Consider the following 14,515-nt stretch of genomic DNA (forward strand, 5'->3'; position numbering starts at 1 on the left):
TGTTAATTGGCCTTTCTATAACATATGCTTGGACTGAAATTGGTTGTCCACGAATATCACGAATTTCTTATTGTTGGTCTTTTTCCACAAGAAAATTTATAATAGAAAAAATCAATAATCCCTAATAGAGAAGGAGCTCTTATGGACAAGTTACATCCACTTTGGGACATGATCTCAAGTTTTTGGAAAAAGAAACATCTAACACAAATATTCTTATTACTCATCCTGGTTGTAGTTCTCGTGACAATCTGTTATTTTGGCTGGCTGGCCACTAGAGCAAATGTTCAATCCTTGAAGGAAGGATTAAGCCAGCCGACCGTTATTTATGATAAAAATGGCAAAGTGGCAAGCAATGTCGCAACAAACCGTACCAAAGGCATTAAAATTGAAGAACTGCCAAAATATGTGCCAAATGCGGTGGTGGCCATTGAAGATGAACGCTTTTATGAGCATGGCGGCTTTGATATTCAAGGAATCGCTCGTGCCTTTTTTGGAAACCTTTTTGCAGGAAGAATTACTGGCGGCGGCAGCACGCTAACACAGCAACTGACGAAAAATGCCCTTTTATCACCAGAAAGGACTTATAAGAGAAAAGCTGAGGAATTGTTTTTAGCAGTCAAAATTGAAAAGGTCTATACAAAAGAAGAAATTCTGCAAATGTACCTTAATCAAGTTTATTTCGGCAGCGGCGCTTGGGGAATCGGCAACGCTTCAAAGAAATATTTCAATAAAAATATCAAGGACATCAGCGTGAGTGAAGCTGCCATGCTTGCAGGGCTATTACACGCACCTAATTACCTTGACCCGTATAAAAACTATGACCTTTCGATGAAACGGCGAAATGTGGTATTGGCCAAAATGAAGGAATTAGGGTTTATCAATACGACTCAGTATAACCAGGCCAAAAAAGAAAAAATCCGTCTTCATGATGGTGGAGGAAGCTTTGTTGATCGTAAATACCCTTATTATGTCGATGCTGTTTTGAATGAAGCGATTTCCAAGTATGGATTAACCCAGGATGAGATCTTAACGAGAGGGTACCGCATCCATACCGAGATGGACCAGAACCTCCAGGCGGGACTTGAAAAAGTATATAGCAAAAACTCATTATTCCCTAGAGGAAGCGGAAATACATTGGTTCAAAGTGGTTCGGTATTAATGGACCCCGCCTCAGGTGGAGTCCGTGCCCTTGTCGGCGGAAGGGGTGAACACGTTTTTCGCGGTTTTAACCGAGCGACTCAATTAAAGGCACAGCCTGGGTCCTCAATCAAACCACTTGCTGTATATACACCTGCACTTGAAAATGGCTATGACTATTCATCCGAGCTTGTCGATGAGCCGATGACGTTCGGTAATTACAAACCGGAAAATTTTTCAAAAAACTACCAAGGCAAGGTTCAGATGTATAAGGCTTTGGAAGAATCGTTGAATATTCCTGCCGTTTGGCTGCTTGATAAAGTGGGCTTAAATAAAGGGATTGATTCCTTAAAACGGTTTGGAATACCTGTTGAAAAGGAAGATCGAAACCTGGCTATCGCCCTTGGCGGAATGAGTAAGGGCGTGTCACCTTTGCAAATGGCTAATGCTTTTTCAGCTTTCCCAAATGGCGGAAAGCGGCAGGACAGCCATTTGATTACAAAAATTGTCGGTCCGACTGGGAATATTATCGCGGAGCGAGAAGCAAAAACGACCAAAGTCACCTCTAAATCTGTCGCCAATGAGATGACCTCGATGCTCTTAAATGTAGTGGAAACTGGAACAGGAAAGCGGGCCCATATCCCTGGAATGCAAATTGCCGGAAAAACAGGCTCAACTCAGCTTCCCTTCACGGTCAATGGAACGAAGGATCAATGGATGGTTGGCTACACGCCAAACCTTGTCGGCGCGATTTGGCTTGGCTATGACCAGACAGACCGGCAGCATTACCTGCCGAGCTCAAGCTCAGCCAATGTGGTTCCGATTTTCAGAGAAATCATGCTGGAATCGCAGCGCTATCTTCCAAAAGATAGCTTTGAGGTTACTTCCATTAACGACCAGCTTAAAGGAAAGACGAATACTGGGGAAAGGATCAATGAACAAGCAAAGAAAATCAGTAAGGAATTAAATGAAAATGCGGAAAAAATCGGCGCCGCCATCAAAGAAAAAGTTCCTTCATGGAAAAAGAATTTAGATCAGGCTTTATATTCAATTGGTAAGGGAGTAAATTCGTTAGTCGAAAAACTGCAAAGCATTGGAAAATAGCACGCCTGATGAGGCGTGCTATTTTTATAATTGGCTCTGTTAAATTTGGAGCCTAAAAATTCGACACTCGTAATGAATGGAAAAAGGTACCTGTTATATTCTTTATTCTTTCTTCCTCTTTAGAATTGTACATCACTACAAAGCAGGTGGCAGGGCCAGACGATTTAAAGATGTCCACTTCTGTGCTGACCATCTCCACTCTAAATCTTACTTGGGGGAACATTTGATTCAGTTCAAAAAAGATTCCCTTCGAGCCGACTGGCCAAACCATGATCTCGTCCAGCTTGCATACTTCTTGAAAAATGGTAAGAGGAACAATTTTTTCCGGCTGTTCCGTGACTTCGGTCCCTACCAAAGGCTGTCCAATAACAGCAAATTTTAACTGGGAGGAAAAAACAAGTTCCGTTACTTTAGAATTTGTTTTTTTCCCAAGCACTACTAAGCCAATGGCTGATTGTAGCAACGGAAAATTACTTTCCGAGCTCCCAGTGATCGGAACTTTCCTCATTCCTATTTCCGCCAACCCATTTTGTATCCCCATTAATAGCTCTTCCCATGGTTCATTTCCACAAAAGTTATGAAGGATTACACTCATCGGCACACCGCCTGCTGCCATACACTCCATAGCCGCTACTCGAAAGGAATAATAGGCCACTGATTCGTAAGAGACTAGAACATGATCATGTTCCTTCATTCCAATCGCACCGCTGTTATCACTGGCAATAATTAAAGAATTGTCTGTATCCAATGGCAGCGAAATAATATCCCTCATTCTTTTCTCTCGACTTTTGTTAAGGTGGATAGAACAATGGAAGAAAGACTTGGAATCGCAATAAGAGCAATCCCTGTATTGATAACAGAGCCAATTAATAAGGAAGGGACAATAGCTGCGTAAAAACCCTTATTCATTAAAAATATGAAAGGTATTGGTGCAATCACAGCATTTCCTACAATGAAAAGACTCGCTGCGGATATCTTTTTATTATACTTATACATTAGGCCAAACATCCAAACAAGCACAGCCATCTCTCCTGCTATAAGTATATGCAGCGGTCCTAACGGAAAACCAGACAGCAGGGATGATATTAAATGACCAAATGCGGCAACGACAGCTCCTGCCCCGCCGCTTAATAAAGCGGCAGCCAGCAGGGCTGGGAAAACATCCAAAGCTACGCTCCCAACAATTGCAGGTATTTTTATTGAAGCGCCTACTACCGACAATGCTGTAAGCATGGCGAGCAGAGTAATCCGTTTACCTGCCATATTACTTTTCATTTTTACGTTTTCCTTCCCTAAACACAATGGCACTGCGAACATACTCAACATCGTTAACCTTCATGCGATAATTTATGACTCTCGCTAACGCAAAGAAAAAATCTGATAGACGATTTAAGTATTGGAGAGCCAACTCCGGTGTCTTCGAATCAGCCTTTAATAGTTTCACTACTAATCTTTCTGCTCGCCTTGTCACCGTTCTAGCAATATGAATCGATGCTGAGGGCTTGGTTCCACCTGGTAAAATGAACCGTTCCAGTTCAGGTGCCTCTTCAATGTACTCATCAATTTTCTTTTCCAAGTACTCAATCGATTCCTTTTGAAGCTTTAATTCCCGCTTCTCAGACACATTAGCCAGATCGCCGCCACAATCGAATAATTCATGCTGGATCTTTTCCAAATCAAGAAGAATATCCTTAAATAATTCCGAGTCTAGTTCTGTTATCGCCTGTCCCACGAAGCAATTTACTTCATCCACTGTCCCATAAGCCTCTACTCGATGGTCATCCTTATCTACCCTGCCGCCAATAATACTTGTTTTTCCTTTATCACCTGTTCTTGTATAAATTCTCATGTCCTAAACCCCTTTACTTTATTTTTTGATTTAATCCATACCAAATGACATCCATTTGTTGTGACTTTTTGGCCAAATCCTGATATGCCCATCCTGTAATATCACGCCAATTTCTATTCTCAGCTTCCATAGGTACAATCCCTTTGGTAATATCCGTCCCAATGATGATTATCTTCCGATCTGCCTTTGCTTTTTCCCATGAAGTCCAAAGGTCCAAATAGCTATTCCAGATTTCACGGCATTGCTTTGCATCATATTCCACTGCTAGACCCTTCAGCCATTTTTCAATACCTTCGAGTATTACCAAATCTTGATCATCTTCCAATTCCTCTGGGAGAGGATGATGATCATATGCAGATATCCAGCAATCATTTTCATTGACCATGTAGGATATTTTTACCCAGGCTCTTTTACCGTTAAAGGCACCTCCTGTAACAAAGTGCATCGCTGCCCCCTCCTTAACGCCTCTTTTTCAAAAATTAGTTCATATCCTTTGTCATGCATTACTTCCCAATTCCAAAACGATTTCTCATCCGGCGCAAATTGTGTTAATAACATTCTAATGACCCCGCCATGGGTAATTACTGCTACGCGACGCCGGTTTTGATTCATTATTTCGTTTACAATTTGTTTCCATCCGGCTTGAATTCGATCGGTAAATCCCATTAAGGACTCCCCATCTGGGGGAGCAAATCCCATTGGGTCTGATAACCAGCTTTGATAGTGCTTGTCTTCTTTCAGGTCAGTGTAGGTTTTCCCTTCCCATTTTCCGAAGTGCATTTCTCGTAAATTATATAATAGAATAAGGGAATGATCAGGAAATAGGATTTCCGCGGTTTTCTGACATCTTTTTAGATCACTTGAAAAATAGCATTCATATCTCTTATTGGTCGATAATTGCGTCGATTCAGGGCATAAAGGGGAATCCTCCCAACCCAAATACGCTTTTCTTCTATTTGCTAGGGTCATGCCATGGCGAAATAATGCAATAACCACACAGTCATCCATAGGAATAACTCAGTCCCTTCAACGGCAGCTCCCAATACATCCCCTGTAATTCCGCCGAACCATTTTACAGATTTATAGCGGCTAAAAAAGAAACATCCCAAAGCAACAATGATTAAAATACTTAAGAACTGGATAGATTGAGTCCATACCATAACTGCTAACAGATAGGATGCGATGTAAACGGGGTAAACCCACAATGTTTTCAGTGTTGCGGCACTTTGAAACAAAGAGCCTAAACCCTCTTTTTTGGCTGATTTAACGGTGAATAAGAGAGCACCCATTACACTTTTACTTAAAAAAGGGATTGCCATAATCAAGATGTAAGATGAAAATTGGATGTTCTTCGCAATCTCATAGATAAAGATAAATCTGCAGGTCAATAAAATGATTACCGATAAAACTCCAAATGCACCCGTTCGAGGGTCTTTCATAATCTCTAGTCTTTTCTCGCGGTCCCGATAAGAAAAGTACGCATCACTAGCATCCATCCAGCCATCTAAATGGATTCCTCCTGTAAGAAGAATGGTTGCCAGCCATAGCAGGAAGGCAGCAGCCAGCTGTGAGAATGGGGTCCATTCTAAACAAACATAGATGAGAATAGTATAAATACTCCCCTGAAATAATCCTAATAGGGGAAAGGATTGTACAGATTTCTTTAAATGCTCCTTATCCATGGGTATTTCTAATGGAATGGGAATAGACGTAAAAAATTGCAGATTAATTAAGAAACCTTTTAGCATTTTTATCATTTTGTACTCCAATTCATGATTCGATCTTTCAAAACATCCCATCTTATATGGCTTTTCATTTGGGAAGCAAGATCATCAAACCTTTTATCCTTTAATTCCCTGATTTTCCTTACTTCTAGACCTGGATCATGTCGCCTTTCATCCTTTCACTTATTTCATTAGGATCGGGATACCTGCCTCAACAAGATAAGCCTGGTCTGCTTCCTTTACTAATTGCTGATGAATGTGTCCCAGCATTTTCCCGTATAGGAAAACCAGTTTGTTACCGTCTAATGGCACATTTAAAACCTCATTGCTGACAACAATTGTTTTTTTTGCCCGGTTTTTAATATCCATAATTCCAGTGATGATATTTTCTGTAACCTTTTTTAAAAAGCTTTCATCCCATTCCCGGTCACTGATAAAAAGCTCATTGTTTAATAGAGTCGTGACACAGTCTAATAAAATAATATCTCGATCGGTAAAATATTCTACTAGCTTTCCTATTTGGACAGATTGCTCAACCGTTTTCCAATGGTGCTTCCCTGCTGCCCGATCTTGCTGATGCTTAACGATCCTTTTTCTCATCTCATCATCAGATTGGACACCAGTTGCAAGATAGTGAAGCTTTCCCCCACAGGACTCTGCCATATCCACTGCCAACCTCTCTGCAAAGCTGCTTTTTCCACTTCGTACTCCGCCTGTTATAAAGATCAATGTTGAGACCTTTTCCATTCCGCCAGCACCTCCATGAGCTGATTGTTTTCTTCAGAACCTTTAATCGCAAAGCGAAGCCATGTTCCATCCAAACCAGGAAAGTTAAGGGTATGTCGGGGAACGAATCCCTTTAAAATCAGAAACTCAAACAACTCATACTGATTTTCAATAAAAGGATCCCGCAATAAATAAAAATTAACGCTAGAATCCGATACCTGGTATTCTTGATCTTTTAGGAAATGAAACAGCCTTTTCCGTTCATTGTAAATAAAGTCTTTAGTCTTTTCGATAAAGGATGCCTCTTGCATGCAAATTTCACCTGCCAATAATGCAATGGCATTGACGCTCCAATGAGGCTGCAACGAGCTGAGTTCCGCAATGATTTTAGGTTGTGCCAACATATAGCCTAGGCGAATACCCGGGATGGCAAACATCTTTGTCATCGAACGAATGATGATTAAGTTAGAAAATCTGTTTAAGTAAGGTGTCAATAATTCATAATCTATTAAAAAATCATAAAAAGCCTCATCTACGATTACGAAGCAATTGTACTTTTCACTTGCCTCTATAATTGAAAGGATCGTTGATGCTGGATACTGAATGCCTGTTGGATTGTTTGGGTTACATAGAAACAAGGCATCTGCCTGTTCCAATTTTGGGAGTATATCATCAGGGTTCAATTCAAAGGCTGGTTCGATTAATTGATGGTAAAAGATTTCGCACTGATTAGCCCGGCAAGCTGCTTCATATTCCGAAAAGGCCGGTTCCACTAACAATACTTTTTTTCCAGCCATCATCCTTCCTATTAGGGAAATCAGCTCTGCACCTCCATTCCCGATCAAAATGGAATCATCGGTTAGGCCTTCGTTATTTGCTATTCTTTCCTTAAGATTGGACGCAAAAGGATCTGGATAAACCATTATTTTTTGAAGAAAGCTATTCCAATTTTCCTGTAAAGATGGCGGCGGACCAAGCGGATTAATATTGGCACTAAAATCAATCTGCTTGTCAGGGAGTTTAAGTCCCATTGCTTTATATAGATACTGCGGATTTGAGCCATGTGAAGGCCAATTCAAGGGCTATCCCTCCAATCCATAAAAATAGTAAAAATAAAAGGACCGTTTTGCTTAAAATTTCATTTGCCTTTATGATGTGGCCTGAATGAATGGGCAGGATTGGTTCCCCCATCTTTGCCCGATTTGATATCATTCCCTTGTAATAGTTGATACCGCCAAGTTGAATACCCATAATGGCAGCTGCAGCAGCTTCTCCCCAGCCGCTATTTGGGCTTGGGTGCTTTTTAGCATCCCGAAATAAAATAGCCCAGGCCTTACGTAAACTCATGTGTTCCGGACGGTTGGCAATCAACATGAAGACTCCCGTTATCCGGCTCGGAATCCAGTTCATCAGATCATCCCATTTGGCAGAAGCCCAGCCAAATTCCTTATATTTATCATTTACGTGACCAACCATCGAATCGCAAGTATTGGCTGCCCTGTAAACGATTGCAAGTGGTGCACCGCCAATTAGAGCCCAGAACAACGGTGCTGTTACTCCATCACTCGTATTTTCAGCAACCGTCTCTATTGCTCCCCTGGCAATTTCCCCCTCAGCCAATGAGTCAGTATCCCGGCCTACAATATAGGAAAGTTTTATTCTTGCTTCCATTAAATCTCCTTTTTTTAATGGGAGATAAACATCCAACGAGGCCTTCTTCAAGCTTTTTTGGGCAATCGTTGTTGCGATAATGATACTTTCTATACAAATCCCGGCAATGGGGTGAATCTTGTAACCTATTAACACTATTAACAAACAAACAATAAAGGATATGAATAACACAAAAAGGAGCATGATAACCCCTTTTAATTTTTTGGATCCTCCATTATTCAATCTCCCTTCAATAAACGAAATCATCGAACCAATCCATCGAACGGGGTGTGGCCAACGTGGAGGATCACCTATCAGTAAGTCAATGATATAAGCAATGGTTATCGATATTAAATGATATACAATCATCATGGTTTCCTCTTACAGGACTTTTGAATCGCTTCTACGGTGCACTGATATACCGCTTTACTAATAAGTTTCCCTAGGGGAGTGATGGTTCCAGCAAACTCCAATAACTTTCCATTTTGAGTAGCGGCAATTAGAATACTATCGGTCGATGTCCCTGTAGCAATCGTGCCAGTAACTTGATCGATAACCTCTAAATCATGCAAGGCCTTTGCTTTTGCTTCGGTAGCGGTCATTATTCCTTGAATATAAGCTTCCTCGGTCAGCTCTCCATTTACAAAAATCCATGTATTGATGGTGCCAGGCACCAATTCAACCGTATGCCTATCACTTCTAGATGCATCAACCGCATTGCCAACTCCTGCTGTAACAAGTACAAATATGGAGAATTCATCCAGTTTTAATTGTTGGTATACGGCATCTTCCAATATTACAGCCGTCATCATTCCTACGGTTTCGGATGGCTCAAATCCTTTTGATCGTAAGAAAGCCGCCATTTCCAATCGATGATCATTACAGTTGTAGTTTTTGTCCACATGACGGTTCACAAAAGTCTGGTGCCACCCAGTTCCAGATCCTATAACGCCCGAGGACATTGTTCTTAATGGAATGGGGGATTTAAGCTCGATATAATCATATGTAACATGTACCAAATCTTCATTTATTTCAATGATTTCCTGTTTAGTAACTTCAGGTAATAAAACCATTTGCGGAGCTGCCACTTTTGGATGCGGGTGTTTTTGGATATTTGTATGATATACATCCATAATTCGTTCTTCCCTAAGTACTTCATTTGGAATATGGTCGATATTAATGGTGCCTTTTTCAAGCAACAGTAAGCGATCACAATATAGTCCCGCAAGATTTAAATCATGAAAAATAGAAATGACGGTCAATCTGTTTTGTGCCGTCCATTGTTTTAAATGGTCAAGTAATTCCTTTTGATAAGATAAATCCAGGTGGTTCGTCGGTTCATCTAAAAGAAGGATTTCCGGCTCCTGAGCCAGCGCTTGTGCAAGAAAAACCCTTTGCTTCTCACCGCCCGATAATTCCTGAATATTTTTATGTTGAAACGAGGAGATACCAACCTGCCTCATTACTTTTTGGACTATTTCTTCATCCCGCGTACTCCATGTTTGAAACAATCCCTTTTGATGAGCATATCGGCCAAGAGAAACTGTTTCTTTTACCGAATACGCAAACGATTGCGAGGAGTGCTGTGAAAGGACCGCGATAATTTGGGCCAGCTGCTTTGGCTTGTAATCCTGCAGCAATTTTTCATTTATCAGAATCCGGCCGTTCTGTATCGGTAAAATACCACTTAGCATTTTCAAAAGTGTCGTTTTTCCGCTCCCATTTGGGCCTAGTATCCCAAACAATTCCCCTTGTTTGACTTCAAAAGAAATATCTTTTAAAACGGCTTCGCTAGAGTAACCACCTGTAACCTGTTGAACGCTGAGCATTCTTTTAACCACTTCTTTCCATCCTTTTTCGTTGTAATAGGATTATTGCGAATACGGGTGCACCGATTAAGGCTGTAATGACTCCAATCGGGAGTTCAGTCGGAGAAATAACGATTCTTGAAACAAGGTCAGCTAAAATTAAAAATCCGCTTCCGGTAATAATGGATAAAGGAAGGAGATGTTTATGATCCGGCCCCCATAGCAGCCTCGAAAGATGTGGGATAACTAGCCCAACAAAGCCTATTGTTCCCGATACAGCCACCGCCGCTCCTGTTAAAATAGAACCAGCCGACAAGATAATCAGCTTTCTCTTATACACATTGACACCTAAATGGCGGGCTCTCTCTTCCCCAAAGGACATGGAATTTAACTCTCTTCCATTTAAGATAAGGATTACTGAACCGAGAATGAAAAATGGCAAAATGATTTTTATGTATTCCCAGCCTCTCATCGATACACTTCCAAGAAGCCAGCCTATAATCTGTCTTAGCTCATCTCCGGTAAGCGCAATCATTAGAGAAATTATAGCTCCCAGAAATGAACTGAAAATAATACCTGTTAGAATGATCGTTTCCACTCTCATTGAGCGCTCAATTTTACGAGCAAATGTTATCACCAAGAAAATGGTAATAAAGGAAAAAACGATACTAAGCAATGGGAGTGTGAATGGGCCGATAAATGGAAGTGAAATTTGAAAAAAAAGGGTAAGGACCGCACCCACAGAGGCTCCAGATGATACACCCAATGTATAAGGATCTGCCAGCGGGTTTCTTAACAGACCTTGAAAAGCCGCCCCTGCTATCGCAAGAGCAGCCCCTACAAGACCGGATAATAACACTCGAGGCAGGCGAATGTTGATAACAATGCTTGTATACATTGGATCGATTGCATCAAGTGAAATAAATCCCAAGAATTTCGCGCTGATAATTTTAATAATGGCAGGCACCGGTACAGAAACGGTGCCAATTGATATTCCTAATAACATGGAAAAAATAAGGAAAATGCCAGCTGCCACATAGGCGAATACCTTATTATTTAAAAACTTCTGGATAGATAGCCTTTGCAAGGTCCTCTACTCCTTCAACAATCCTTGGTCCTGGACGTGTAACGCGATCAGAATCAACATCGATTACTTGTTTATTTTTAACTGCATTGACATTTTCCCAGCCTTTTCTGGTTAACACTTGTTCAGCTGGATTTTTCACATAATATCCATATGTAGTTATAATGACATCAGGATTTCGCTTAATCATAGCTTCCTGATCAATTTTAATCCAGCCCTCTTGATCATTAGCGAGATTTTCTGCATTAATAATCGTTAGCATTTCATTCATAAAAGTATTTTTACCAGGTGTATAAATTTCTGGAGCAGGTGATACCTCAACCAATACCTTTTTCTTTTCTTTAATTTCTTTAGCCTTTGCCTTAATTTCTGCTAATTTATCTTTCATTCCTTGAATCATATCATCAGCTTTCTTTTTTTCCCCAGTTGCCTTTCCTATCATGTCAATAGAATCATAAACTTGGTCAAAATTTTGTGCATCGTTCACAACGATTACCGGAATCCCCGCATCCGTTAACTGCTTTAACCCATCAGTTGAATTCTGAGCATTGGATGCATGGGCAAATACTACATCTGGCTTTAAGGAGATGATTTTTTCTAGATTAATCTCTTGTCCGCCAATTTTCTCTTTTTTAGCCGTTTCCTCTGGATAGTTATCAAAATCAGATACACCCACTACGTTCTTCCCAAGGCCTAATGCAAAAACAATCTCGGTATTACTAGGAATTAGAGAAACAATTTTTTCAGGCTTCTTATTGAGGACAACATTATTATTTAATGCATCCTTTATTGTGACGGGAAAAGTAATGTTCTCAGATTTTTTTTCAACATTTGTGTTGCTTCCATCTTTAACCTGTTCTTTCTTTTCCGCACAGCCTGATAAAGCACCTAAAATCAATAACATTACGATTAATAGCGAATATAATTTCTTCATTTTTATTCCCCTTTATACTAATTAAATAGCTTAATTTACAAAAAATAAAGTTTTCTCCGCCAAGCTAAAGTTCTTCCGATACAAAAAAAACATCCCCATGAACGGAAGATGTTGGTTTGAAAAACAGAATAACTGTCATAAGTAGCAGAGACTAGTCGTTCACCCCCTATCCTCGTAGGTATTTCGGCGATTAAAAGATAGGCAGGTTTCCTGGCTCATGATCATTGCTTCCTATGTCTTCCCATCAATTCGACAGTGACTTTAATATAGGTAAACTCCCATTTACAGTGGCGGGACCGCGTTGGCTTTGCACCAACTTCCCTTTTAAGTTATCCTCTTAAAAAGATTTTAACACCTAAATTTCAATATATATTTTTTGTTAATTGAAATTATAAATAAAGTTTTATAAATTGTATATGTTTTTTTGCAATAATATCAATTATTTATCGAGATTTCTGCACAAGTTTGCCATTTCAATTGCACCTGCAGCTGCTTCCCAGCCTTTATTTCCAGCTTTCGTACCGGCACGCTCAATGGCTTGCTCAATCGAATCTGTTGTCAAAACACCAAAAATAACTGGAATCCCGCTGTCTAAGTTTATACGTGATACTCCCTTTGCTGTCTCATTACAAACATAATCAAAATGTGGAGTAGAACCGCGAATAACGGTACCAAGTGTGATGACAGCATCATACTTTTTGCTGTTTGCCATTTTTTGAGCAATTAACGGCAGTTCAAATGCGCCCGGAACCCATGCAACGTCAACATCAGTCTCACTTACTCCATGCCGTTTTAGTGCATCCTGCGCTCCGCTTAATAATTTACTTGTGATAAATTCATTGAAACGTCCTACGACGATTCCAACCTTTAATCCTGAGCCTACTAAATTTCCTTCAAAAATATGTCCCATCTTAATTCCTCCATTTTTTTATTTGGCGATAAACTTAGTTGATGATTTTCGCTACAGGCGCTCGCTTTCCGAGGGCGTGCCGGGGAGCCTCCTCGGCAATTTGCGCGCCTGCGGGGTCTCCCCTGCTCCGTACTCCCGCTGGAGTCGAGCACCTTCCGCTCCAATCATCAATTTCTAAAAAATTTATTTCTTTAGAATTTGTTTGCAGTATCTTTTTCTTTATTCTTTCGGTAATTAATTAAATCTTCAATGGTAATCATTTTTACTTCTAGATTATCAGCAATTTTTCGAAGTTCTGGGACACGGGCCATTGTTCCGTCTTCATTCATAATTTCGCAAATGACTCCCGCTGGCGCTGAGCCGCAGAGTTTAGCTAGGTCTATGGCCGCTTCGGTATGTCCTGTTCGCTTAAGAACCCCCCCGCTTCTTGCGACAAGTGGAAAAATGTGCCCCGGTCTTTTAAAATCTTCTGGCTTTGATTCCGGATCAATCATGCTTAGGACCGTTGCTGAGCGTTCAAATGCTGAAATTCCTGTAGTTGAAAATTTATGGTCAATGCTTACGGTAAAGGCGGTTCCATGCGGGTCAGTGTTTTTTGAAACCATCGGATCAAGTTCCAGCTTTTGTGCCAGTTCTTCATCAATTGGAACACATATTAGGCCTTTTCCATGGGTAGCCATAAGATTGATAACATCTGGTGTCGCTTTTTCAGCGAGCGACAAAAAATCACCTTCATTCTCCCGACCCTCGTCATCACAAACAATGATCACTTTTCCCTCTTTTAAATCAGAAATTGCTGCTTCAATGGTATCAAACACGGATAATCACTCCTTTTAATAAAAGCCGTTTTCTTCTAAAAATTTAGCGGAAATTCCTCCACTACTTTTGTGCTGATTATTTTTTCCAGGATTATTCATAAAATGTCCCACGTATTTGCCAATCATATCGCATTCCAAATTAACGATATCACCAGAGTCTTTTTGCCCTAATATACTTTCACCAAGGGTATGCGGGATTAAAGATAAGGTAAAGCTATTTTCGGAAACTGCAAAAACGGTAAGGCTAGTCCCATCAACTGCTATAGATCCTCTTACAATGATATATCTTAATAATTCGGGGTCTGCCTCAATTTCATAATATACGGCATTTTCTAATGCTTTTTTGCTTTTAATGATTCCTGTACCATCAATATGCCCTGAAACGAAGTGACCACCAAACCTTCCTCCAGCAGCCATTGCTCTTTCAAGGTTGACCTTAGAACCACGTTTAACCATATTTAAACTCGAAGCCCTAACGGTTTCCGGCATTACATCAACGGTAAAGCGATTTCTCGTGTAGGAGGTCACAGTCAGGCATACACCATTAACAGCAATACTATCACCAAGATGGACGTCTTCAAGAATTCTTTTCGCGTCAATGGTTAGTACAAACGATTCTCCTGTCCTCTGAATATTTATGATTGACCCAATTTCTTCAATAATTCCGGTAAACATTTTTTCTTCTCCTTTATAAAGGAATACAAAAAACCCTGAAGGATTTACACTTCAGGGTCCAAATAAAGACAATAGGAAAGCAAGGCTTAGAAACAG

General features: G+C 40.4%; 15 protein-coding genes, 1 pseudogene and 1 riboswitch. Of the genes and pseudogenes, 1 reads left to right on the top strand and 15 read right to left on the bottom strand.

Features of this window, described 5'->3' with window-relative positions; translation table 11 throughout:
• The first annotated feature begins 141 nt into the window (after nt 1-141).
• Complete coding sequence (locus AC59HZ_RS09890) at nt 142-2,241, top strand: transglycosylase domain-containing protein (protein WP_496545633.1); 2,100 nt, start codon at nt 142-144, stop codon at nt 2,239-2,241.
• Between the two features lie 52 nt (nt 2,242-2,293).
• On the opposite strand, the gene AC59HZ_RS09895 is transcribed toward AC59HZ_RS09890, so the two are convergent.
• The 15 genes and pseudogenes from AC59HZ_RS09895 to ribE all read right to left on the bottom strand — a co-directional run bounded on the left by AC59HZ_RS09895 (nt 2,294) and on the right by ribE (nt 14,419).
• Nucleotides 2,294-3,013, bottom strand: a complete 720-nt coding sequence (locus tag AC59HZ_RS09895; RefSeq protein ID WP_496545634.1) for an ATP-binding protein — start codon at nt 3,011-3,013, stop codon at nt 2,294-2,296.
• Entirely contained in the window at nt 3,010-3,516 is a 507-nt protein-coding gene (locus AC59HZ_RS09900) for an ECF transporter S component (protein WP_496545635.1), read from the bottom strand. The genes AC59HZ_RS09895 and AC59HZ_RS09900 overlap by 4 nt, the downstream gene beginning before the upstream one ends.
• Complete coding sequence (locus tag AC59HZ_RS09905) at nt 3,506-4,090, bottom strand: cob(I)yrinic acid a,c-diamide adenosyltransferase (RefSeq protein WP_496545636.1); 585 nt, start codon at nt 4,088-4,090, stop codon at nt 3,506-3,508. The genes AC59HZ_RS09900 and AC59HZ_RS09905 overlap by 11 nt, the downstream gene beginning before the upstream one ends.
• Before the next feature lie 13 nt (nt 4,091-4,103).
• Nucleotides 4,104-4,535: a bifunctional adenosylcobinamide kinase/adenosylcobinamide-phosphate guanylyltransferase gene (locus tag AC59HZ_RS09910; RefSeq protein WP_496545637.1), complete on the bottom strand. Its 432-nt coding sequence runs from the start codon at nt 4,533-4,535 to the stop codon at nt 4,104-4,106.
• The gene (locus tag AC59HZ_RS09915; RefSeq protein ID WP_496545638.1) at nt 4,487-5,086 is read right to left on the bottom strand and encodes a histidine phosphatase family protein; all 600 of its coding nucleotides are present in this window, start codon (nt 5,084-5,086) and stop codon (nt 4,487-4,489) included. The genes AC59HZ_RS09910 and AC59HZ_RS09915 overlap by 49 nt, the downstream gene beginning before the upstream one ends.
• The gene (cobS, locus tag AC59HZ_RS09920) at nt 5,056-5,847 is read right to left on the bottom strand and encodes an adenosylcobinamide-GDP ribazoletransferase (protein WP_496545639.1); all 792 of its coding nucleotides are present in this window, start codon (nt 5,845-5,847) and stop codon (nt 5,056-5,058) included. The genes AC59HZ_RS09915 and cobS overlap by 31 nt, the downstream gene beginning before the upstream one ends.
• Before the next feature lie 150 nt (nt 5,848-5,997).
• Nucleotides 5,998-6,561, bottom strand: a complete 564-nt coding sequence (locus AC59HZ_RS09925; RefSeq protein WP_496545640.1) for a bifunctional adenosylcobinamide kinase/adenosylcobinamide-phosphate guanylyltransferase — start codon at nt 6,559-6,561, stop codon at nt 5,998-6,000.
• Nucleotides 6,540-7,619: a threonine-phosphate decarboxylase CobD gene (gene cobD, locus AC59HZ_RS09930; protein ID WP_496545641.1), complete on the bottom strand. Its 1,080-nt coding sequence runs from the start codon at nt 7,617-7,619 to the stop codon at nt 6,540-6,542. Before cobD ends, AC59HZ_RS09925 begins: the two co-directional genes overlap by 22 nt.
• Nucleotides 7,576-8,559: an adenosylcobinamide-phosphate synthase CbiB gene (cbiB, locus tag AC59HZ_RS09935; RefSeq protein WP_496546032.1), complete on the bottom strand. Its 984-nt coding sequence runs from the start codon at nt 8,557-8,559 to the stop codon at nt 7,576-7,578. The genes cobD and cbiB overlap by 44 nt, the downstream gene beginning before the upstream one ends.
• Nucleotides 8,559-10,019 (bottom strand): adenosylcobinamide amidohydrolase, encoded by a 1,461-nt coding sequence (locus tag AC59HZ_RS09940; RefSeq protein ID WP_496546033.1) that lies wholly within the window; start codon nt 10,017-10,019, stop codon nt 8,559-8,561. Before AC59HZ_RS09940 ends, cbiB begins: the two co-directional genes overlap by 1 nt.
• 4 nt (nt 10,020-10,023) lie before the next feature.
• Complete coding sequence (locus tag AC59HZ_RS09945) at nt 10,024-11,085, bottom strand: FecCD family ABC transporter permease (RefSeq protein ID WP_496545642.1); 1,062 nt, start codon at nt 11,083-11,085, stop codon at nt 10,024-10,026.
• Nucleotides 11,051-12,016: an ABC transporter substrate-binding protein gene (locus AC59HZ_RS09950; protein ID WP_496545643.1), complete on the bottom strand. Its 966-nt coding sequence runs from the start codon at nt 12,014-12,016 to the stop codon at nt 11,051-11,053. Before AC59HZ_RS09950 ends, AC59HZ_RS09945 begins: the two co-directional genes overlap by 35 nt.
• Before the next feature lie 183 nt (nt 12,017-12,199).
• Nucleotides 12,200-12,390: riboswitch (cobalamin riboswitch) on the bottom strand.
• Between the two features lie 65 nt (nt 12,391-12,455).
• Complete coding sequence (gene ribH / locus AC59HZ_RS09955; RefSeq protein WP_496545644.1) at nt 12,456-12,926, bottom strand: 6,7-dimethyl-8-ribityllumazine synthase; 471 nt, start codon at nt 12,924-12,926, stop codon at nt 12,456-12,458.
• Nucleotides 12,927-13,138: 212 nt separating this feature from the next.
• Nucleotides 13,139-13,744, bottom strand: a pseudogene (gene ribB / locus AC59HZ_RS09960) (3,4-dihydroxy-2-butanone-4-phosphate synthase); the annotation flags it as partial.
• A gap of 15 nt (nt 13,745-13,759) precedes the next feature.
• Complete coding sequence (gene ribE / locus AC59HZ_RS09965; protein ID WP_496545645.1) at nt 13,760-14,419, bottom strand: riboflavin synthase; 660 nt, start codon at nt 14,417-14,419, stop codon at nt 13,760-13,762.
• Nucleotides 14,420-14,515: the final 96 nt, after the last annotated feature.

The organism is Neobacillus sp. DZ-9 (assembly GCF_059587065.1).